The organism is Cellulosimicrobium sp. So1_17, from assembly GCF_055181235.1.
Genome location: NZ_CM143702.1, coordinates 3286190 through 3308175 on the forward strand (window position 1 = coordinate 3286190; position 21986 = coordinate 3308175).

The window sequence follows — 21986 nt, forward strand, 5'->3', positions numbered from 1 at the left end:
GGACGGTGCCGTGGATTGTTCACCACGACGTCACCCGGCGGTCCCGCACCGGATGCCCGAGCGACACGGCGCGCCACGACGCTCTGCTCGGCCCGTCAGACCCGCCGAAGGAGACCCATGCCACCGACCACCGCGCGCACCGGCACCCGCCGCTCGCGCCTCGCCGCGTTCGTCGCCACCGGCGCCGCGCTGACCCTGGGGCTGGCCGCGGTGCCCGCCCTGGCCGCCGTGCCGTCGGGCACGGGTACGCAGGGGACCGTTGCCTCCCTCGCCCGCGCTGCGACGTCCATCTGGGCGCAGCCTGCCCCGGACGAGACGTTCCACCGCCTCGCGACGTACCCGGTCTTCGAGAACCGGCCGAGCGGGGCCGCGGTCGAGGACACGACGGTCGCGGAGATCTCGGCGGTCAGCGAGGACGGGAGGACCGTCGTGCACACCGACGCCGCCGCGCGCCGCATCGGGTTCCTCGACATCTCCGACCCGAGCGCGCCGAAGGGTCTCGGCACGCTGAGCCTCGCCGGGCTCGGCTCGGAGCACGACGAGCCGACGTCCGTGGCGATCGTCGGCGGCTACGTGCTCGTCGTGGTCGACACCTCGGAGAGCTTCGTCGACGCGAGCGGTCGACTCGACGTCGTGGACCTCGCGACGCGCGAGCGGGTGACGTCCTTCGACCTCGGCGGGCAGCCGGACTCGATCGTCGTCACGCCGGAGGGGCGGCACGCGGTCGTCGCGATGGAGAACCAGCGCGACGAGGAGGCGACCCCGGAGGGCGCGGACGAGGGCGACCTCCCGCAGCTGCCGGCAGGCTTCCTCCAGGTCCTCGACCTGCCGGGCGACGACCCGGCGGCCTGGTCGACGCGGCCCGTGCCGCTCGTCGCCGAGGACGGCTCGGCCCTGCCGCTGCTCGTCGAGGCGGGTCTCGACACACCGCAGGACCCGGAGCCCGAGTACGTCGCGGTCAACCCTGCGGGGACGACCGTCGCGGTGACGTTGCAGGAGAACAACGGGGTCGTGCTCGTCGACGTCGCCACGGGCGAGCTCGAGGGCGCGTTCTCGGCCGGCACCGCGTCGGTCGCGGGCGTCGACACGGTCGAGGACGGCGTCATCGACCTCACCGGCGCGATCACGGACGTCCCGCGCGAGCCCGACGCGATCGGCTGGCTCGACGACACGCACGTCGCGACCGCCGACGAGGGCGACTGGAAGGGCGGCTCGCGCGGGTGGACCGTCTTCGACACCACGTCGGGCGAGGTCGTGTGGGAGGCGGGTGCCGAGATGGAGCACCTCGCGGCGCGCGTCGGCGTGCACAACGAGAGCCGCACGGAGAACAAGGGCACCGAGCCCGAAGGCCTGACGGTCGCGACGCTCGGCGGGACCAGGTACGCGTTCGTCGGGTCGGAGCGCTCGAACGTCGTCGCGGTCTACGACGTCACCGACGCCACGTCGCCGCGGTTCGTGCAGGTGCTCGCGACGACGAACGGCCCCGAGGGCCTGCTCGTGGTGCCGGAGCGCGACCTGCTCGTCGTGTCGAGCGAGGAGGACGACGCCGAGGTCGGCGTGCGCTCGGCCGTCACCGTGTTCGGCCTCGGCGAGCAGTACGCCGACGCCGCGGGGTCGCCGCAGTTCCCGAGCGTCGTCTCCGCGGACGTGACCGAGGGCGACGCCGCGGGCACGCCGATCGGGTGGGGCGCGCTCGGCGCCCTCACCGCCGACCCGGCCGATCCCCAGCGCCTGTGGACGGCGACCGACGCCGCGTACGCCGTGACGCAGCTCCTGTCGCTCGACGTCAGCGCCTACGGCGACGGTTCGCCCGCCCTGATCGACCGGTCCGTGACCCTCACCGCCGACGGCGCGCCCGTCGGCCTGGACGTCGAGGGCCTCGCCGCGCGTCCCGACGGCGGGTTCTGGCTCGCCGTCGAGGGGGCGTCGGGTCCGGAGAACGCGGTCGTCCGCGTGGACGCGGACGGCGCTCTCGTCGAGACCGTCGCGCTGCCCGACGACGTCGCCGCCGGCCTCGGCAAGCAGGGCCTCGAGGGTGTCGCGGTCCAGGGCTCGGGCGCGACCGAGCAGGTGTGGGTCGCGCTCCAGCGCGGCCTCACGACCGACGAGGGCGGCACCGCCGGGACCGCACGACTGGGCCGGTACGACGTCGCCACGGGCACGTGGGACTGGTTCGCCTACCCGCTCGAGCAGACCACGACGGCGGGCGACTGGACGGGCCTCAGCGAGGTCGCGGTCGTCGACGACGACACCCTCGCGGTGATCGAGCGCGACAAGCTCAACGGTCCGGCGGCCGCGCTGAAGCGCGTCTACGCGGTCGACGTCCCCGAGACGGCGGTCGGCGCGGCGTCGTCCACCCCGGTCGCGGTGACCAAGGAGCTCGCGCACGACGTCCTGCCCGACCTGCGCGCCACGAACGGCTGGACGCAGGAGAAGCTCGAGGGCCTGGCGGTCGCGGGCGACGGCACGGTCTACGCCGTCACCGACAACGACGGCACGTCCGACGCCACGGGCGAGACCGTCCTCCTCGGTCTCGGCGACGCGGCGGACGTGTTCAAGGACCACCTCGACCCGGCCGAGCCGGGCGAGCCCGGCGAGCCGGGGGAGCCCGGTGGCGAGACGCCGGGAGCGGGCGCGGAGCCGCCGTCGCCGGCCCTGCACACGGTCGACGCCGACGACCTCACGGACGACAACCAGGGCGGCCTGACGCTCTCGCCGAGCCGCGTCCGCCCGGGTCAGCAGGTCACGGCCACCGCCGACGGGTTCGCACCGGGGGAGTGGGTGGCTGCGACGCTGTTCTCGACGCCGGTCGAGCTCGGGATGTTCCGCGCGGACGCCGACGGCGTGCTCACGGCGACGGTGACGATCCCGGCCGACGTCGCGGCGGGCACGCACCGGTTCGCGATCGTCGGCCAGGTCGACGGCCGCGTCCTGTGGACAGAGCTCGAGGTGCTGGCCGACGCCTCCGCAGGCGGCTCGGGCGAGGACGACGACGCCGGGTCGCCGGGCGGTCTCGCCACGACGGGCGCGCACGTGGGCGCCTTGGTCGGCCTCGCGATCGTCCTGGTCGCCGGTGGCGTCGCCATCGTCCTCGCCCGCCGTCGGATGCGCCGCATCCCCGGGTAGGCGACGCGAGCAGGAGCCCTGGTGGGGCGACGTCGGATGCGAAGGGCGTCGAAGCCGCGCGCGGCCACGGACGGCCGACCGTCCGTGGTGACGGCGCAGCAGCCCGAGCACCGACGGCGCACCACCAGGGCGGGAGCGGGGGCCGGGGCGGGGCCCCCGAGTCCACGGGCGGTCGCGGCGCGGGGCTCAGCGGTCGTACGGCGCCCAGCCGTCGTCGCCCGCGAGGTACGCCTCGGGCGTGTGGGCGCGGGCCTCGGCGCGGGAGAGCTGAGGTCGTCCGGTCCCGGTGAGCGCCCCCGGGCCCCGGTTGGCGTGCTCCGCGTTGCTGCCGGGGTTCCAGTCGAAGCCGGACATGGTGGTCCACACGTCGTCACGCTTCAGGTGGGCGCCCAGCCACGAGCCACGGACCACGACCCTCGGGTCGGTGTCGGGGTTGCTGCTGGGGTGCCACGGTCGTCCGAGGTGGTACGAGCCGCGGTCGGCGTCCGTGACGAACCGCGACCCGACCACGAGGAACCCGTGGGAGAACCCGGAGGACGTGCTCGGCGCGAAGACGTAGCCCGACGGCGTGCTGTCGCGGCGCAGGGCCTTGATCCGCGAGTCCTCGATGACGGCGGTCGCGCGGCCGAAGACGAAGTCGACGTCGCCCTCGACGTAGGAGCCGGTGATGTAGACGCGTGCCGCCACGTCGACGCTCGGGGTGTCCAGGTAGAGGGTGTCCTGGTTGCCGAGGAACCGGACGTCGTCGAAGACCACCCGGTCGGCGCGGGTCTTCACCGCGACGGCCTGGTGACCGGAGAGCTCCGGGTGGGCGGCCTCGTCGAACCCGTTCTCGAACGTGACGTGCCGTGCCTCGAAACCCGCTCCGGAGACGGTCACGGTCGCGCTTCCCGTCGTGCCCCACGTGCCGCCCTCGGGCTTCGGGGTGCCGGCCGCGCGGTCGTCGGTGATCACGACGTCCTCGGGGTCCCCGGTCGACCCGACGAGCAGCAGGTTGGTGCGGTCGGCGGGGACGTCGACGCGCCCGGGGTACGTCCCGGGACGCACCAGGATCCTGACCTGCTCGGCGGAGTGGGCGGGCGCGAGGTCGACGGCGCCCTGGATCGTCGTGGTGTCGCCGGAGCCGTCGGCGGCGACCACGATCCGTGGCGCGGGCTCGTGGTGCCGGGGCGACGCCGTCGCGGCCGACGCGGGGACGAGGAGGAGGGCTCCGGCGGCGAGCGCGACGGGCAGCGGGGAGCGGCGGCCGCGGTCGCTGCGGCGGGACGAGGACGGGTGCGGGCTGGGCAAGACGGTGCCTCCTGGGATCAGCGGGTCAACATCGACCCGGACGGCTCCTCGGCGGTGAGAAACCGGTTCCCCAGATGGTGTCACCCGCCCCGACGCGGGACAAGTCGCGAGTCGGGGCGCCGTCCGACGTGGCCCTCGGGGGCTCGGTGCCGTCGTTCAGTCCCGGTCGTTCGGCATGAGGAGCCACAGGACGAGGTACGCCAGGACCTGGGGGCCGGGCAGCAGGAGCGACACGACCGTGACGACGCGCACGACCGTCGTGCTCCAGCCGAAGCGGCGCGCGATGCCGGCGCACACGCCCGCGATCATGCGGCCCTGACGCGGGCGCGAGAGCGTGGCGGAGTTTCCGGAGGAGGCTGCAGGAGTGCTCATGTCCTCGACGCTACGACCGCTCGTGCGCGAGCGACATCCGGAGAACCCCCGACCCGACCCTGGTTCTCGCGGACCGGACCCCGAGCCGCGTCTCGCGCCCGGAGGCGAGACTGGTCGGCATGACGTGGGACGCGCAGGTCGGGGTGGTCGGTCTCGGGGCGGCGGGCAGCGCGGCGCTGTGGCGCGCGGCGGCCCGCGGCGCGAGCGTGGTCGGGTTCGAGCAGCACGAGCCCGGTCATCCGCACGGGTCGTCGCACGGGCACTCGCGCCTGTTCCGCACCGCGCTCGTCGAGGGTCCGCAGTACGTCGACCTGGTGCGGCACGCGCACGGCCTGTGGCGCGAGCTCGAGCGTGCGTCCGGCCGTGACCTCCTCACGCTCACGGGCGGCCTGTTCGTCGGCCGGCCCGACGGCGCGATGCTCACCGCCACGCTCGACGTCGTCCGGGCGCACGACCTGCCGCACGAGCTCCTCGACGCCGCGCAGGTCCGTGCCCGCTTCCCGCAGCACGCGGTGGACGACGACGTCGTCGGCCTCCTCGACCCCGGCACCGGCGTGCTCCGCCCGGAGGCGGCGATCGTCGCCGCCGTCGAGGAGGCACGGCGTCTCGGTGCCCGGGTGCGCAGCCACGAACGGGTGGTGGCGGTCGAGCCGGAAGGAGGGGGCGTCGTCGTGCACAGCGACGGGCCGGACGGGGGCAGGTCGTGGCGCGTGCGGCGCCTCGTGGTCGCCGCGGGTGCCTGGGCGGACCGGCTGCTGCCCGCGCTCACGGTGCCGCACGAGGTGCGGCGCGTGCTGCTCACGTGGTTCGCGCCGCGGCCCGGGCAGGACGCAGCGCACCGTCCCGAACGGTTCCCGGCGTTCGTGCACGAGGCGGACGGGCGTCTCGCGTGGGGAGCGCCCGCGTTCGAGGGGCGCGGCGTCAAGGTCGGGCTGCACGACGCGCCCGTGCCGCTCGTCGACGACCCCTCGTCGAACCCGATCGAGGCGGCGCCCGAGGAGTGGCGCGAGGTCGCGGCATGGGTGGCCCACCGTCTTCCCGGGCTCGACCCGGCGGCTGTCACCGCCGAGGGGTGCATGTACACGCGCACGCCCGACGAGGCGTTCTCGATCGGCGAGCCCGCCGCCTACCCGGGCGTCGTGCTCGCCGCCGCGTGCTCGGGCCACGGGTTCAAGCACGCGAGCGCCGTCGGGGACGCCGTGGCGGCGCTCGCGCTCGACGAGGCGCCGCTCGTCGACCTCGGTGCCTTCTCGCCGGACCGGTTCGGGCCGCGAGCAACGGGAGTCGGTGCCACATTGGCCCGATGAGCAGCACCGACACCTCGCAGAGCCCCCGGAGCGCGGACCCCGACACGCGGCTGTCCCGGTCCGTCGGCGGCCGCCTCCTGTACCTGTTCATCCTCGGTGACGTCCTCGGCGCGGGCGTGTACGCCCTGGTCGGTGAGATGGCGGGCGAGGTGGGCGGCGCCGTCTGGCTCCCGCTGCTCGTCGCGCTGGGGCTCGCGCTGCTCACCGCCGGGTCGTACGCCGAGCTCGTCACCAAGTACCCGCGCGCGGGCGGCGCCGCGGTGTTCGCCGACCGCGCGTTCCGCAGCCCGCTCGTGTCGTTCCTCGTCGGCTTCTCGATGCTCGCGGCGGGCGTCACGAGCGCGGCAGGGCTCTCGCTCGCGTTCGCGGGCGACTACTTCGCGACGTTCGTCGACGCGCCCGACCGGCTCGTCGCCGTGCTGTTCCTGGCGGCCGTCGCCGCCCTCAACGCGCGCGGGATCAAGGAGTCGCTGCGTGCGAACGTCGCCATGACCGCGATCGAGCTGTCCGGGCTGGTCCTCGTGGTCGTGCTCGCGGCCGTGGTCCTCGGGCGGGGCGAGGGCGAGCCGGCCCGCGTCACGCAGTTCGCCGAGGGCACGACGCCGGCGCTCGCCGTCCTCGCGGGCGCCATCCTCGCGTACTACTCGTTCGTGGGCTTCGAGACGTCGGCCAACCTCGCCGAGGAGGTGCGCGACGTCCGGCGCACGTACCCGCGCGCCCTGTTCGGGGCGCTGATCACGGCGGGCGTCGTGTACGTGGCGGTCGGGCTCGCGGCGGTCGCCGTCGTGTCCCCGGAGACGCTCTCGGGCTCGTCGGGGCCGTTGCTCGAGGTCGTCGACGCGGAGGGCTCCGTCCCGGCCTGGGTGTTCTCGCTCGTCGCGCTCATCGCCGTGGCCAACGGCGCGCTGCTCACGATGATCATGGCGAGCCGCCTGGCGTACGGGATGGCCGAGCAGGGCATCCTGCCGTCGGTGCTCGGACGCGTCCTGGCCGGCCGTCGTACGCCGTGGGTCGCGATCGTCGTCACGACGATCGTCGCCATGGGTCTCGTCTTCACGGGCGACGTCGCGGCGCTCGCCGAGACGGTCGTCCTGCTGCTCCTGCTCGTCTTCGCCTCGACGAACGTCGCGGTCCTCGTGCTGCGCCGCGACCACGTCGACCAGCCGCACTTCCGCGTCGCGACGGTCGTGCCGGTGCTCGGCGTTGCGTCGTGCGTGCTGCTCCTCACCCAGCAGGACGGCGTCACCTGGCTCCGCGCGGGCGCGCTGCTCGCCGTCGGTGTGGTGCTGTACCTGGTGATGCGGTGGACGGGCGGCGTCGGCCGCGATCGCGGGCGGTCGACCGAGATCGGCACGTCGGCCTGACATCGGTCCTTCGGGCGGCCGATCTCGTGCGCTCGAACCGATCTCGGGGCGTCGTGCCGATCTCGAGCGCCCGCTCGCTCGGTGCGAGACGTGAGCTCAGTCGCGCGACACCACGACGCTCGCGCTGTGCCCGCCGAACCCGAACGCGTTGACCAGCGCGTGCCGCGCCGTCGTCTCCTGCGCGGCACCGCGGACCACGTCGAGGTCGATCGCCGGGTCCTGCGTGTCGAGGTTGAGCGTGGGCGGCACGATGCCGTCACGCAGCGCGAGGACCGCCGTGAGCACGCCCAGCGCCCCGGAGGCGCCGAGCAGGTGCCCGGTGGCGCCCTTGGTGGACGTCACGGGGGGCGGCGTACCGAGCGCCGCCCGGATCGCGGTCGCCTCGTTGGCGTCGCCTGCCGGGGTCGACGTCGCGTGCGCGTGCACCAGCCCGACGTCGCCCGGCTCGAGCCCCGCGGAACGCACCGCCTGCGTGATCGTGCGCGCCTGGTTCTCGGGGTCGCCGCCGACGATGTCGAACGCGTCCGACGTGAGCGCGGCGCCGGCGACGACACCGTGGACCGTCGCGCCGCGCGCCAGTGCGTGCCGCTCGCTCTCCAGCACGAGCACCGCAGAACCCTCCGCCATGACGAACCCGTCGCGGCCGACGTCGAAGGGTCGTGAGGCCTTCTCCGGGTGGTCGTTGCGCGTCGACAGCGCGCGGGACTGCGCGAACGCGGCGATCGAGAACGGCAGCACGCCCGCCTCGACGCCGCCGCAGACGACGACGTCCGCCGAGCCCGCGAGGATCATCTCCCGGCCCATCGCGATGGCCTCCGTGCCGGCCGCGCACGCGCTGATCGGCGCCCGCGCGCCGGCCTTGGCGCCCAGGACGATCGACAGCCACGCCGCGGGCCCGTTGGCCATGAGCATCGTCACGGTGTGGGGAGAGACCCGGCGGTAGCCCTGCTCGTCGAGCACCTTGGCCTGCGCGAGCGTCGTCGCGATGCCGCCGTTCGCCGACCCGATCGCGACCGCGAGCCGCGTCGGGTCGACGTCGGGCGCGCCGGCCGAGCCCCACGCCTCACGTCCGGCGACGAGCGCGAGCTGCTCCGCGCGGTCGGTCCGGCGTGACTCGCGGACGCTGAGCGCCTCCGCGAACGCGTCGTCCACCCGCGCCGCGATGCGCACCGGCAGGTCCTGCGCCCAGTCGTCCTCGATGGCTCGGATCCCCGAGCGCCCCCCGACCAGCCCCTCCCACGTCGCCGCCGCGGTCGTCCCCAGGGGGGTCACCGCTCCGAACCCCGTCACCACTGCGCGCGTCATGGCTGCCCCCGCTCCCTCGACCCGCCGGTGCGTGCGCCACGACGGGTGCCGGCCGATGGGACCCATTCCAGAGCATCGGACCCGGTTCTGTCGTATCGAGCGGTATACCGGCGGGTCGTCCGGGGTGCACGACGCATACCGTGGAGGCCTGCTCGACACGCGGACCGAGGAAGGGCCCGGGTCACCAGCCGCCGGGGCTGAGGAGCTTTCGGATCCGCTTCTCGCTCACCGGCCCGTCCGTGCCGAGCTGCTGCGCGAACAACGACACCCGCAGCTCCTCGATCAGCCAGCGCACCTCGGCGAGCTCGCGCGACCGGCCGACGTCGGGCGGCCCGGCGGCGTAGGCGGCGCGGGCCTTCGCGAACGCCTCCTCGACGTCGTGCACGCGCCACGCCAGCTCGGCGTCTCGGTTCGGGTTCGCCTGTGCCTTCTCCAGCCGGTACGACGCCGCGCGCAGGTACCGCGTGAGGTGCGGGAGCCGCTCGGGCGGGGTCGCCGAGACGAAGCCGTCGTGGACCAGCCCCGAGACCTGGTCGCGCAGGTCCGTGAGCGTGTTGAGCAGCGCGAGGCTGTTCGCCGACCGGATCTCCCCGTCCAGCGTCCGCGCCGCCGAGAGCGCCGCCACCACGTGCCCGACGACGCGGTGCACCTGGTCCTCCAGGTGCTGTCGGACGAACGTCCGCGCCGCCGCGTACGCGTCCGCGTCGCGGACCGTGCGCGCGTCCGGCTGCGCGCCGTACGACCCGCCGCCCCCGCTCGTGAGCGCGATCACGGCAGCGAGCTGCAGGTCTCCGACCAACGCCTCCGTCGACCGGTACGGGCTCGCCGCGAGCGTCAGCGACTGCGTGCTGCTCCACCGGCTCGTGATCCGGCCCGTCGCGAGCGCCGTCTCGCCGAGCAGCAGCCGCCGCACGCCGCGCGCGTGCTCGCGCACCTGCGCGTTCGCGTCCGCGAGCACCCGCAGCGCGACCGTCGGCTTGCCCTTGGCGTCCTGCTCCTCGACGACCGCGGGATACCCGCGCACGACGACACCGCCCCCGACGTCCGTCGACACCGTCTCCGGGATCGCACCGCTCGGCAGGTCCGTCGGCCACGACGTGAGCCCGGTCTGCTCGGCGACGAGGGCCGTCGTGGTCGGGCCGGCGTCCGGTGCGCCGTCGGTGCTCGGGCTGGCCGCGCCGTCGCCCCGTGCGGTCGGCTGTCGGTGGCCGCGCGCGTCCTCTACGCCCTTCGCATCCGACGTCGCACCGCCCGCTCGTCCGTCGTGTCGCCCCGGTGAGCCGGACGCCGACGCCCCCTCCGCCGCCGAACCCGACCCCGCAGCCTCACGCAACGCCGCGCCCACCGCGCCCTTCACGGCGGCGCGGACCGCGGCCTGGTTCTGGGCGGCGAGCCGACGCTGGAGCGCGAGGAGATCCTTCGACTCGTCGAGGACGACCGAGCTCGCGGCGCGGCCCGTGCCTCGAGAATCGATGACGCGGAAGGTCATGCGCAGGTGCGCCGGGAGGCGGGACTCCTGCTCGGGGCCCCACGCGTCGTCGGGGATGACGACGTCGCGCAGGGCGCGGACAGCGCGCGTGAAGGCGGCGGGGAACGGCTCGGCCATGTCGCCGGCGCGGGCCATGTCCTCCCACGCGGGCGAGTTCTCGCGCAGCCAGGCGACGACGTCGCGCGCGACGTCCGGGGCGGGCACGAGCTGGACGCGGACCGGCTTGGGCAGCGAGCGGATCGTCGCTGTCGCGAGCTCGTCCAGGAGGCCGGGGACCATCCAGTCGAACCCGTCGGGCACGACCCGGTTGAGGACGGAGATCGGGACGTGGACGGTGACGCCGTCCGCCTCCGTGCCGGGCTGGAACTGGTAGGTGAGCGGGAGCGTGAGCTCGCCCTGCGGCCAGGTCTCGGGGAACTGCGAGGTGTCGACCTGGTCCGCGTCGGGCACGAGCTGTTCGAGCGTGAACGTGAGCAGGTCCGGGTCGTTCCGGCGTGCGCTCTTCCACCAGCGGTCAAAGTGGGCCGCGGAGACGACGTCGTCGGGTACGCGTTCGTCGTAGAAGGCGAACAGGGCCTCGTCGTCGATCACGAGACCGCGCTGGCGCGAGCGTGCCTCGAGCTCCTCCGCCTCCTCCAGGAGGCGCCGGTTCTCGTGGAAGAACTGGTGGTGCGTCGTCCACTCGCCCTGGACGAGCGCGTGCCGCACGAACAGCTCGCGCGCCGCCTCGGGGTCGACCTTCGCGTAGAGCACCTTGCGGTCGGCGACGATCGGCACGCCGTACAGCAGCACCTTCTCGACCGCGATCGCGGCGCCGCGCTTCGTCGACCAGTGCGGCTCGGAGTAGGTCCGCCGCGCGAGATCGCCCGCGAGGTCCTCGGCCCACTCCGGCTGGATGCGGGCGACGTCGCGCGCCCACAGGCGGCTCGTCTCCACGAGCTCGCCCGCCATGATCCACGCCGGCGGCTTCTTGCTCAGCGGCGACCCCGGGAAGATCGCGAACCGCGCGCCCCGCGCGCCGGTGTACTCGTTGCGCGCCTGCTTCTGCGCCCGGCGCAGCGCCTTGGCACGCGCCTCGCCCTTGAGGTGCGCGACCGACGACGCCTTGACGTCGCCCGTGTCCTGCATCCCGATCTGCGACAGCAGCCCGGCGAGCAGCGCGCGGTGGATGGTGTCGCCGTCCCACGAACGCTTGTACGCGGCCGAGGCCGGGTCCGCGGCCGGTGCGCCGCCGGTGCTCAGGTCGGTGGCCGGGTGCGCGGGTGGTGCGCCGTCGGTGCTCGGGCTGGCCGCGCCGTCGCCTCGTGCCGTCGGCCGTCCGTTCTCGCGCGCGGCGGAGCCCGACCGGGGCTTGTAGGACATGTCGATGCCGAGGGGCTTGGCCATGTCGCGGAGCTGGGCGACGACGTCCTGCCACTCGCGGATGCGCAGGAAGTTGAGGTACTCGGCCTTGCAGAGGCGGCGGAAGGCCGAGGAGGAGAGGTCGTGCTGCTGCTCGCGGACGTACTCCCAGAGGTTGAGGTACGTGAGGAAGTCGGAGTGCGGGTCGGTGAAGCGGGCGTGGAGCTGGTCGGCCTGCGGGCGCTGCTCGGCGGGGCGCTCGCGCGGGTCCTGGATGGACATGACGGCCGCGATGATGGCGACCTCGCGCGCGACGCCGAGCGTCGAGCCCTCCCAGATCATGCGGGCCAGGCGCGGGTCCATGGGGAGCTGCGCGAGGACGCGACCGACCTCGGTGAGTCGAGTGGTCTGCTGCGCGCCGCCGGCCGCCGCGACGGTCTCCAGGGCGCCGAGCTCGGTGAGGAGCTGGACGCCGTCGCGCACGGCGCGCGTGTCCGGGGGCTCGACGAACGGGAAGCGCGCGACGTCGTCGGGCGAGCCGACGACGCCGACCGAGATCATCTGCAGGAGCACCGACGCGAGGGACGTGCGCAGGATCTCGGGCTCGGTGAACTCGGGGCGGGAGAGGAAGTCGTCCTCGGAGTAGAGGCGGATCGCGATGCCGTCGGCGACGCGGCCGGAGCGGCCCGAGCGCTGGTTGGCGCTCGCCTGCGAGACGGGCTCGATCGGCAGGCGCTGGACCTTCGTCGCCTTGGAGTAGCGCGAGATGCGGGCGGTGCCCGGGTCGACGACGTAGTGGATGCCCGGGACGGTGAGCGACGTCTCGGCGACGTTCGTGGCGAGGACGATCCGGCGCGACGCGTGCTGCTGGAACACGCGGTGCTGCTCGGCCGAGGACAGGCGCGCGTACAGCGGCAGGATCTCGACGCGCTGCGGGTGCTTCGGGTCCCGCACGCGGTCCTTGAGGTGACCCTCGAGCGCGTCGGCGGCGTCGTGGATCTCGCGCTCGCCGGAGAGGAACACGAGGATGTCGCCGGAGCCCTCGCGCATCAGCTCGTCGCACGCGTCGACGATGCCCGTGACGAGGTCCTTCTCCTCGGCCCTGGCCTTCCCGACGCTCTTCCCGCTCCCCGGGTCGACGTCGGGTGAGAGCGGCCGGTAGCGGATCTCGACCGGGTAGGTGCGACCGGAGACCTCGACGACGGGCGCGGCGTCGGGCAGGGCGTCGACGACGTAGTCCGGCGCGCCGCCGAGCTCGGCGAGGTGCGCGGGCGAGAAGTGCGCGGCGAAGCGGTCCGAGTCGATCGTCGCGGACGTGATGACGAGCTTGAGGTCCGGGCGCTGCGGGAGCAGCCGCGCGAGGTACCCGAGGAGGAAGTCGATGTTGAGCGACCGCTCGTGCGCCTCGTCGATGACAATCGTGTCGTAGGCGAGGAGCTGCGGGTCGCGCTGGATCTGCGCGAGCAGGATGCCGTCCGTCATGACCTTGACGAGCGTGTCCTCGCTCGACGTGTCGGTGAACCGGACCTGGTACCCGACGACCCCGCCGAGCGGGACCTGGAGCTCCTCGGCGATGCGCTCAGCGACTGTGCGCGCGGCGATCCGCCGGGGCTGCGTGTGCCCGATCTGCCCGGCACGCCCGCGCCCCAGGTCGAGCAGGATCTTCGGGAGCTGCGTCGTCTTGCCGGAGCCCGTCTCGCCCGCGACGACCACGACCTGGTGGTCGCGGATCGCGGCGGCGATGTCGTCGCGCCGCGCGCTGACGGGAAGCTGCTCGGGGTAGACGATCGGCGGGACGACGACGGCCCCGCGCTTCTCGGCGGCGCGGTCAAGCTGGGCGCGGCTGACCTGGCGCGTGCCCGACGCCGGCCGGTTGCGCCGGTCCGGCCGGGTCCCCGGGGCCGTGCTCTGGGTCTGGTTCGGAGCCTGGCCCGCGCCCTGCGGCGCGCGACCGCGGCGGCGGTTCCCGCGTCGCCGGCCCGGCGTACGAGGGGTGCCCTCGTCGGCGCCGTCCTGCTGGGCAGGGCGCACGTCGGGCTGGGGCTGGGAGGACTCGGGACTCACGACGACCCATTCTCTCAAGCGGTGGCAACCGCAAATCGCCGGACGGGCTCCGTCCCGCGAGAGAACGGCCCGATGATGCTGTCAGGGTCCCGCCAGCTGTGGAGTTCGATCGGAGCGGCCCCAGGTCGATGCAGGGTGGCAGGCTAGCTCCGCTTGTTCTTCGGCACCGCCCAGTCAGGTGTTCGGCGCTGGATCGGCTGCGCCTGGTGCCTCGGACGAGAGGCGTACGTGGACAGGCGGTCGAGTGCAACTGCTCCGCCGTCGACCAGCGCGACGATTGGTCTGTGGTCTCGGCGCAGTACGCCGATGGCGTGAGCGAGCCGTTCGGCATCCAGCTGGTTGAGCTGTGCGTCATTCTTGAAGTCTTCTGGCTGGACGAGGACTGCCATCGCGACGAAGTCCTCGAGGTGCCGGCGCACGTCGCCGGGAAGCAGCAGCGCAGACGCCTTGCCGATCAGCGATCCGACCAGCGTAGGCCGGTTGACGGTCGCGGACCGGTCGCTGATGACGACGGTGACCTGCTCGCTCCGGTTGATCTGCTTCTGAGCGCCCGGGGTCTCTAGGCCCCGGGCGCCGTGAATGTCGGTCCGGGAGGAGGCGACGGGGCCCAGGAAACGAGGGATGAGAACATCGATGACCGCCTCGTCGCGTCGCCACCGATGGTTGACGTCGTTGACGGACATGGCGAGGTCGGTGACGAACCCGATCTCCGACAGGATCTGGGTGACGGATCTGAGGGCGTTCGGCTGCTCACGGATGTGAAGGACCGTGTCGACATCTGTGGTGGAACGAACTGGCGGAAAGCCGCGTTCGAAGCAGTGCAGCTGGACCATCTGCCCACCGACGAGTGTCCAGTCATCGGGCATACGGTCTGCAAGGTCGAAGAGGCCTAACCAGGAGGCGGTCTGCGCTGGCGGCATCTCCGGCAACACGATGGTGGTCACAGGTACTCCCTCGCCAGCTCACGTGCCTGACGGACGTCGCGCTCTGACCCGTTGTCCACCAGGTCGGCGATGACGAGGGCGATGGGCACCGGGTTGGGTGGCAAGAACGGTGACACGTGAAGGATGGCGTTCGGCTTGCCGCGCGATGGCACGAGCCAATGGTCAGCCTTGATCGCCTCGGCTTCATCCTGATGGACGTAGCCCTCGACCAGGTCCGATACAGCCATCTGGGAGCGTCGGTCGCTGACTCCGCTGGGCACGACCCTGATGTCGTCGAGCACCTTGGCGGGATCGGGCGCGGACATCTCGAGTCGCTCGCCGCGCGAACGCAGCCATGATGCCAGGACCAGAGCGGGGTCGCTCCGGTCGCGCAGGTGGGACATCCGATCGTTGAGCTTCCACGCTGCCTGGGCGTCGAGCCAGCTGTCCGTCTTCAGGATGAGCGCCCACGCGTTGCGGGGACTCATCGGTCGCCCGGCCGGCTTGGGTTGGCGTAAAGAATGTGGACTGACTACCCAGCGTCCGCCGACCTTCTCGCCCTTGAGCTCGCCGGAGTGCAGCATGGCGAGCACCCGACGTTCGGACACGCCGAGTGCTCGTGCTGCGTCGGCTACGGAGACGATCATGTCGCCAATTATACGGGTGCACGAACGATTGACGACACCGCTCCGGCGGATCGGTTGCTCGTGTCCTTCGGGTGCACGAACGGCTGCGTTGCACGAGGTCGGCAGCCGGAGCAGCCAGCTCGCGGAGAGCGGGGTCGGCGTACGGAGCTCCAGTCACCTCCCTGGAGCCGGCAGCAGAGAGAGCGAGGCCCGGAGTCAGCGCGTCACGTTCCACACGAAGGTGGTGTCGCACGTGGCGGGGACGTGGAGACCGGCGGGTGACTCCCAGCCCTCGGGGGCACTCTCGGCCAGCACGCCGCCGGCGAGCACGACGGGGTCACCGTCGACGGACGAGCCGCCCGCCCCGCTCAGCGTGGTCCCGTTCCAGGCGACGAGGTCCTCGCTGAACACCGGCAGCCAGCGGGTGCCGAACCCGTCGGTGACGTAGACGCACCCGTCCTCGACGGTCAGGCGACCCTCGAGGAGGGCGTGGTCGCCCGCGCCGACGCTCTCGCCCCACACCGCGACCTCGTCGACCGTGACCCCGTCGGAGCCCGTCCACAGCGAGGCGCAGCCGCCCGCCGCACCCGCGCCGAGGGCGAGGAGGGCCGCGGCGGTGACGGGGCGCCGTCGGCCGGCCGGACTGCGGGTGCGCGAGCGCGCCGTCGCGCCGGTGCGTGTCATGGCGCGACCGTAGCGGGTGTCGGGGGGCGGTGGGACGCTCGGACGACATCGCCGAGCGGGGAGGAACCATGAGCAGCACGGTCCAGGTGACGTTCGACGCGCGGGACCCGCGCGCCCTGTCCATCTTCTGGAAGGAGGTGCTGGGCTACGTCCACCCGGGCCCGCCGGGCGTGGAGCTGCCGGACGGCGCGGACCCGCTCGCGGCGTGGGACGAGTTCCTGGAGCGTTCGGGCGTCCCGGAGGACCAGCGCAACAGCGCGTCGGCGCTCGAGGACCCGGACGGCAAGGGTCCGCGGATCTTCTTCCAGCAGGTTCCCGAAGAGAAGGTGGCGAAGAACCGCGTGCACCTCGACGTGCGGACTGCGCCGGAGCTGCGCGGCGACGAGCGGATGGCGGCTCTGGAAGCCCGGTGCGACGAGCTCGTCGGGCTCGGCGCCTCGCGGCTGCGACGCTTCGAGCCGGAGCCCCCGACGAGCATCGGGTTCATCGTCATGACCGACCCCGAGGGCAACGAGTTCTGCCTCGACTGAGGACGTCGGCCCGCTCCTGCGGCGAGGACGCGTCACCGCCCGGACGGCTTCACGGCCCGGACGGCTTCACCGCCCGGACGGCGTGACCCGCCCGCCCTGACGAGCGGACGGGTCACGGGTGTGAGGTGCGGGTCGTCAGCCGCAGGCGACGCCCTCGAACGGGACGGTGACGCTCTCCTCGGGACCGGTGCCGTCCGTGGCGGATGCCGTGACGGTCACCTCGCCGTCCTCGACCGTGCCGGACCTGGTCGAGAACGACGCGTACGCGAACTTGCCCGGGGCGACCGCGGCGAAGTCCTTCGCCCCGAAGCCCGTGTCGAACCGCACGTCGAGCGCCGCGTCGTCGGCGTTCGCGGCGCGGACCGCGACGTACGCCCGGCCGGCGAGGCAGCGGGACTCGGCGGTGACCTCCGAGAGCGTCGACGGCCCGGTGGCGTCGCCGACGGTGAAGGTGTGCACCGGCGAGACCACGGTGCCGCCGTACGGCCCCGTGACCACCGCGTACCACCCGTGCTCACCGGGCTCGACGTCGGTCCAGGTCGCCGTCGCAGCGGTGCCGCTCGGCACGCCGGTGACCTCGTCGATCGTCTCGGTGGTGAGCACGTCCACGGTCAGCCCGTCGGTCGCGAGCCGCTTCGTGGTCGGCTCCAGCCCGAGCGCGGCGTAGGGGATCTCGAAGTCCTGCATGCCGGGCGGGTCGTTCAGCGCGGCGTCGTCGGAGTCGAAGTCGTCCAGCGACGGCGAGTACGTCCGCACGACGATCCGGCCGCTCCCGTCGGTGCCGCCGTCGTTGTCGAAGTGCAGCAGCCGCAGGTACCCGAGACCGCCCTCCGGCAGGCCCTGGTAGTCGAACAGCATCGAGTACACGGTGCGGTCGGCGACGCCGTCACCGTCGTCGTCGAAGTCGTCGGTGCGGGTGTAGGCGTCGTGGTAGTGGCCCGAGCTCACGAGCACGACGTTCGGGTTCGGTGCCACGACCTCGTCGAGGATGCGCTGCGGGATCGGCCCGAGCCCTCCGGTGGTGAGCATGTACTCGTGCAGGTTGATCCAGACTGTGCGCTCCGGGTACTGCGCGATGACGTCGTTCATCCACTCGATGTGCTCGTCGCCGGGTGCCCACCCCATGTACAGCATGAGCAGGTCGACGCCCTGGACGCTGACCAGGTCGTAGTGACCCCGGTTGTCCTGGATGTCACCTCCCCACCACGGGTTGGCCGAGAACCGGTCGGCGCCGAAGTACTCCGAGTACGTCGAGTAGTCGGCGAGCGCGCCGCCGACGTCGTGGTTGCCCGCCAGCACGCCGTAGGGCAGCCCGGCGTCGTCGAGCGTGCGGTATGTCGGGTCGGCGTTGAGCCACTGGTGCTCCTGGTCCCAGTCGTCGACGATGTCGCCGGTGTGGACCAGGTACTGCAGGTTCACCTCGTCGCGGGCCTCGAGGACGAAGTCGTGGATCGCCTCCTGGTGCGAGTACCACTCGTCGCCCGAGCCGTCCGTCGGCTGGCCCTGGTTGTCGTTGTAGTACTGCGTGTCCGACTCCCAGGCGATCGTGAAGTCGTACTCCGACCGGGCCGTGGCGTCGGGGTGGAACGGCGTGGCGACGTCCTCCCGGCCCGACCGCGGCGCCCCGGCAAAGCCCTCGGAGTGCTGCACCAGCACCGTCACCTGACCGTCGCGGACATGGCCCTCGACAGGGACGGTGCCGCCGAGCTCGAACTCGGTGGCCGCCCCGTCGGTCGTGACGTACCGGTCGACCTCCTGCCAGGTGTCGCCGGCCACGTCGAGGACGGACAGCAGCACCTTCGCGCCGGCGTTCGCCGACCCGGACCAGGCGATCCGCACCTCGCTGTCGGAGCCGGCGTCCTCGGGCACGTCCACCGTGAACAGCTGGTACGGGAGCTCGGTGTCCGAGGAGACCTCGGCGGAGAGACCGTCGATGCCGACGATCCTGTCGAGCTCGTCGGCGCTCAGGAGGGTGCTCCCGTCCCGGGCGGTGGACGACGCATCCGTCGTGGTGCCCGAGAACGCCTCGACCTGCGGGTCCGCGGCGTCGACGGTGTGGCCGACGCGGAACTCGACGTCGAGGTCGTCACCGGTCGCCGACCCCGGGGTCGCGGACAGCGTCACGTCGCCGGCCTCGACCGTCGCACCGTCGGCCGGCGCGCCGAGCTCGACCGTCGGGACCTCGTCGGGCGTCGTGAGCCGGAGCGTCCGCTCAGCGAGGTTGCCCAGCGCGTCCGTCGCCCTCAGGACGACGGTGTGGTCGCCGGCGGCGAGCTCGAGCGACGACGTGGTGTGGGGCAGGTCGATCTCCTCGCCGTCGAGCGTGGCCGTGACCGAGTCGACGCCGGAGCCCGCGTCCGACGCCTGCGCGTCGATCGTGAAGCTCCCGCGGTACGTCTCGCCGTCGACCAGGTCCGTGCTGAGCTCGGGCGCCGTGTTGTCGACGACGACGGTGCGGGTCACGGACCCGGCGCCGTCGGCGCGGCTCGCCGAGACGGTGTGCTCGCCGTCGTCCACCGCGGTGGTGTCCCAGGTGTGCGCGAGCGAGTCGAACGCGTCCTGCGGCACCGAGAAGGTGGCGGTGAAGTAGACCTGGTTGGCGTCGTTGAAGCCGATCCGCGTGGTGGGGTCGGGGCACTCGCGGACCGTCTCCTCCTGGCCCTCGCCCGCCCCACCGCACACCTCGGGGCGCAGCACGCGGCCGTCGGGCAGGGCGAGGCGCAGGTTCATCGCCACGAAGTCGTCGTTGTTCTCGTCCGGGTCGGGCTCGGGCCACGCCTTGGTGCCGGCGTAGATGCCCAGGGTCAGGCCCTCCCCGGCGACGACGCGCTCGACCGGCACCTCGCTGGTGACCGTCTCGACGCGGGAGTAGAAGCCCTCGTCGAAGATCGTCAGCACGTCGTCGCCGAGCCTGACGCCGTTGCGGAAGAACGCGTCGGTGTTCGTGGCCTCGAACGCGAACAGCGCGGGGGCCTCGAGCGCCGCGGTGAGCTCGTCGACCTCGGAACCGTCGATCGACAGGCTCAGGTCGGCGGGGTCACCGGTCGTCGTGGCCGCGACCCGCGTCGCGCCGCCGACGTACTGCCCGTCGGCCACGCCGAGCCGCACGGGAGCGTCGCCGGTGTCGTCCAGGTCGACCCTGACGGGGCCGAACGTGGTCGCGTTCTGCCCGTCGGACGCCCAGACGGTGTACTCGACCCAGGCCTTGCCGTAGAGGTCCACGGCGGGGACGGCGTAGGAGAACCGGTCGGCGGCCTCGGCACGCAGCAGCTGGGTGACCGGCTCGCCGACGTCGGAGGTCAGGGTGAGCTCCACGGTGCTGACCAGCCGGTCGTCCGTCGCCTCGAACAGCAGGGCGAGCACGTCCGTCTGCGGGGCGTCGTCGCTGCCCGTCAGGTCGCTGACCACCGGCTCCTCGTCGTCCTGCGGCGTGACGACGAGCCCGGCGGGCACCTGGTCCGGCGCCACCGAGCCGGGGGTCGCCGCGCCGGTCCCGACGAGCGTCTGGGTCGTGCCCTCGTCCCAGCGGTACTGGATCGGCTGGTCGGCGACCGTCTGGCCGTCGTTCATGTAGTCGGCGCGGGAGACCGGGTGACCGGTGTTCGTCTCGACCTGCAGGCCGCGCAGGCCGCCGTTGGCCATGCCGCCGGAGGAGATCTCGACGAGGTCGGTGCCGGCCGTCAGCGTGCTCCCGAAGTGGGCGTTGAAGTCGGCGGCCGTGAGGTGGTCGTTCGCGCCGTTCTTGATCCACAGGACGAGCGTGCGCCCGGGCGCGATCACCGGGTCGGACGGCGTCGCGGGCCACAGCGTGCTGCTGGTGATCGCGTGGTTCGCGTCGAGGTAGAGGTAGCTGATCGTGTGCTCCGAGAACGGCACCGGCGCGTCGGACCCGTTGTAGACCTCGATGAACTCGTAGGCGTCCGCACCGGCGACGTTCGCCGTGTCCGGAGCCACCTCGGTCACCTGGAGGGCGGGCGCGTCGAGGGCCGGGTCGGTCGGGACCGGGTCCGGAGTGTCGGTCGGCGTCGGATCGGGGGTCTCGGTCGAGGTGGGGTCGGGTGTCTCGGTGGGGTCCGGCGTGGGTTCCGGGCCGACCGGAGCGAGCTGGGTGGCGTCGACGGAACCCGGCGTGCACGGGCCGGTGGAGTGCTCCACCAGGGCCGTCGACCCGTCGCCGGGGACGGCGAAGTGGGTCGAGACGCCCGGTGCGGTGGAGGTGCGGTCGTAGACCGACCAGCTCAGCGCGTGCCCTGCCGGGTCGTCCACACGGATGCCGCGCGACCCGCTGTTGGCCATGCCGGGCTGCCCGGTCACGTGGAAGAGCGGGACGTCGGCGGCGGCACCGACCGCGGCGCGGAAGTCGCCGTCGGTCCGCGCGAAGCTGTCGACGGTGGTCGACGTGTACTGCAACCAGAGCACCGCGCTGCCGTGCGCGGGGATCGTCGCCGTCTCCTCGGCGAGCGTGAGCGGCTTGTCGCTGCTCGACGTCCCGGCGTTCGTGAAGACGTAGGTGAAGCCGTGGCCGGCGACGTCGACGGGCTCGTCGGTCGTGTTCGTCACCTCGAAGAACTCGAAGTCGTCGTACCCGTCGTTGTCGGGGGCGATCTCCGTGACCACCAGGGGTGAGAGCGGGGTCGTGTCGGTGGTCGCGGCTGCTGCCGCCGGGACGGTGGCGATCGAGCCGCCGGCGACCACGAGCGCGGTGATGCCCGCGACGCGTCTGCTGAGGGCATGTCGTGACAGAGGCATGCGAAGAGGACCCTTCGTTCGTGGATGACGGTCGAACGCTGCCCGCACCACGTGAACGGATCCGTTCTCGGAGGTGAACCCGCGGCGACCGGGAGCGGTCGGGCGGGGTGCGCTGAAACCTGGGTTTCAGCGTGTGCTCAGCCGAGCATCCTGCGCATGACGACGCGCGACGTCCCGCCGCTGCGGCCGGTCGTCGCGGCGGCGCGCTCGAACCCCGCGCGCTCGAACAGGGCGACGTTCCCGACGTACCCGGAGATGACGTCGACCCGCTCCGGCCCGGAGTCCACGGGATAGCCCTCGATCGCGAGCGCGCCGTGGCCCTCGGCGTGCTCGACGGCGCCCGCGAGAAGGTGGTGCGCGAGGCCCTTCTTCCGGTACCCGGCACGGACCACGAAGCACACCACGCTCCACGCGTCGAGCTCGTCGACGAACGGGATGGTGCGCGAGTGCATGAGGCGCCGGTACGTGCTGCGCGGTGCGACGGAGCACCAGCCCGCGACCTCGCCGTCGACGTACGCGAGCACTCCGGGTCCGGGCTCGGTGCCGCACAGGTCGGCCATGTAGTCGGGGCGCTCGTCGTTGCCGACACGGCTGTCCCGGTACGACATGCACCAGCAGCCCTTCACCCCGGGGCTCTTCGGGCCCACCACGGTCGCGAAGTCGTCGAAGCGGCCGACGGCGGTGCGCACCTCCACCCGGCTGCCGCCCCACGTGCCCGTGCCCACGGTCGTCACGCTAGTCCGCCCCGCACCCCGCCGCGTGCCGAACCCCGGCTTGTGGCGGCATCTGGAGCCCATGTGCCGCACAACCCGGGGT

At 73.2% G+C, this 21986-nt stretch carries 13 protein-coding genes; 4 read left to right on the top strand and 9 right to left on the bottom strand.

All coding sequences use genetic code 11. From position 1 onward, the window contains the following. Nucleotides 1-117 precede the first annotated feature (117 nt). Complete coding sequence (locus tag ACZCLJ_RS14535) at nt 118-3126, top strand: esterase-like activity of phytase family protein (protein WP_463104235.1); 3009 nt, start codon at nt 118-120, stop codon at nt 3124-3126. Nucleotides 3127-3312: 186 nt separating this feature from the next. Here the strand turns inward: ACZCLJ_RS14535 and ACZCLJ_RS14540 are convergent, their stop codons facing one another. Next, on the bottom strand, nt 3313-4416 hold the full coding sequence (locus ACZCLJ_RS14540) for a pectinesterase family protein (protein ID WP_463104236.1): 1104 nt from the start codon (nt 4414-4416) through the stop codon (nt 3313-3315). A gap of 156 nt (nt 4417-4572) precedes the next feature. Further along, nucleotides 4573-4788, bottom strand: coding sequence for a PspC domain-containing protein (locus ACZCLJ_RS14545; RefSeq protein ID WP_285821140.1), 216 nt, complete (start codon nt 4786-4788; stop codon nt 4573-4575). A 119-nt stretch (nt 4789-4907) separates the two neighbouring features. Here ACZCLJ_RS14545 and solA point away from each other — a divergent pair, with 119 nt between their 5' ends. Both solA and ACZCLJ_RS14555 read left to right on the top strand, forming a co-directional pair. After that, a complete protein-coding gene (gene solA, locus ACZCLJ_RS14550) occupies nt 4908-6095 on the top strand; it encodes an N-methyl-L-tryptophan oxidase (RefSeq protein WP_251152727.1) in 1188 nt (395 codons plus the stop codon). Next, nucleotides 6092-7459 carry an APC family permease gene (locus ACZCLJ_RS14555; RefSeq protein ID WP_463104237.1) on the top strand — a complete coding sequence of 456 codons (1368 nt, stop codon included), beginning with the start codon at nt 6092-6094 and terminating at the stop codon, nt 7457-7459. The genes solA and ACZCLJ_RS14555 overlap by 4 nt, the downstream gene beginning before the upstream one ends. Nucleotides 7460-7555: 96 nt before the next feature. Here ACZCLJ_RS14555 and ACZCLJ_RS14560 read toward each other — a convergent pair whose 3' ends face one another. The 5 genes from ACZCLJ_RS14560 to ACZCLJ_RS14580 form a co-directional block, all read right to left on the bottom strand. After that, the gene (locus ACZCLJ_RS14560) at nt 7556-8764 is read right to left on the bottom strand and encodes a beta-ketoacyl-[acyl-carrier-protein] synthase family protein (RefSeq protein WP_463104238.1); all 1209 of its coding nucleotides are present in this window, start codon (nt 8762-8764) and stop codon (nt 7556-7558) included. Nucleotides 8765-8945: 181 nt separating this feature from the next. Further along, entirely contained in the window at nt 8946-13658 is a 4713-nt protein-coding gene (hrpA, locus tag ACZCLJ_RS14565; RefSeq protein ID WP_463104239.1) for an ATP-dependent RNA helicase HrpA, read from the bottom strand. Nucleotides 13659-13801: 143 nt separating this feature from the next. Then, nucleotides 13802-14602, bottom strand: a complete 801-nt coding sequence (locus ACZCLJ_RS14570) for a hypothetical protein (RefSeq protein ID WP_463104240.1) — start codon at nt 14600-14602, stop codon at nt 13802-13804. Continuing rightward, the gene (locus ACZCLJ_RS14575; protein WP_251152722.1) at nt 14599-15228 is read right to left on the bottom strand and encodes a helix-turn-helix domain-containing protein; all 630 of its coding nucleotides are present in this window, start codon (nt 15226-15228) and stop codon (nt 14599-14601) included. Before ACZCLJ_RS14575 ends, ACZCLJ_RS14570 begins: the two co-directional genes overlap by 4 nt. A gap of 195 nt (nt 15229-15423) precedes the next feature. After that, the gene (locus ACZCLJ_RS14580) at nt 15424-15891 is read right to left on the bottom strand and encodes a hypothetical protein (RefSeq protein ID WP_463104241.1); all 468 of its coding nucleotides are present in this window, start codon (nt 15889-15891) and stop codon (nt 15424-15426) included. 68 nt (nt 15892-15959) lie between these two features. Between ACZCLJ_RS14580 and ACZCLJ_RS14585 the strand changes: the two genes are divergently transcribed. Continuing rightward, nucleotides 15960-16421 (top strand): VOC family protein, encoded by a 462-nt coding sequence (locus ACZCLJ_RS14585; protein ID WP_463104242.1) that lies wholly within the window; start codon nt 15960-15962, stop codon nt 16419-16421. 135 nt (nt 16422-16556) lie between these two features. Here the strand turns inward: ACZCLJ_RS14585 and ACZCLJ_RS14590 are convergent, their stop codons facing one another. Then, entirely contained in the window at nt 16557-21170 is a 4614-nt protein-coding gene (locus ACZCLJ_RS14590; RefSeq protein WP_463104243.1) for a metallophosphoesterase, read from the bottom strand. Nucleotides 21171-21307: 137 nt separating this feature from the next. Next, nucleotides 21308-21895, bottom strand: a complete 588-nt coding sequence (locus ACZCLJ_RS14595) for a GNAT family N-acetyltransferase (protein ID WP_463104244.1) — start codon at nt 21893-21895, stop codon at nt 21308-21310. Nucleotides 21896-21986: the final 91 nt, after the last annotated feature.

Coding starts and splice junctions, on each gene's coding strand:
- ACZCLJ_RS14575 (WP_251152722.1), bottom strand. CDS start 15,228: ATGATCGTCTCCGTAGCCGACGCAGCACGAGCACTCGGCGTGTCCGAA.
- ACZCLJ_RS14560 (WP_463104238.1), bottom strand. CDS start 8,764: ATGACGCGCGCAGTGGTGACGGGGTTCGGAGCGGTGACCCCCCTGGGG.
- ACZCLJ_RS14535 (WP_463104235.1), top strand. CDS start 118: ATGCCACCGACCACCGCGCGCACCGGCACCCGCCGCTCGCGCCTCGCC.
- ACZCLJ_RS14585 (WP_463104242.1), top strand. CDS start 15,960: ATGAGCAGCACGGTCCAGGTGACGTTCGACGCGCGGGACCCGCGCGCC.
- ACZCLJ_RS14580 (WP_463104241.1), bottom strand. CDS start 15,891: ATGACACGCACCGGCGCGACGGCGCGCTCGCGCACCCGCAGTCCGGCC.
- solA (WP_251152727.1), top strand. CDS start 4,908: ATGACGTGGGACGCGCAGGTCGGGGTGGTCGGTCTCGGGGCGGCGGGC.
- ACZCLJ_RS14590 (WP_463104243.1), bottom strand. CDS start 21,170: ATGCCTCTGTCACGACATGCCCTCAGCAGACGCGTCGCGGGCATCACC.
- ACZCLJ_RS14555 (WP_463104237.1), top strand. CDS start 6,092: ATGAGCAGCACCGACACCTCGCAGAGCCCCCGGAGCGCGGACCCCGAC.
- ACZCLJ_RS14545 (WP_285821140.1), bottom strand. CDS start 4,788: ATGAGCACTCCTGCAGCCTCCTCCGGAAACTCCGCCACGCTCTCGCGC.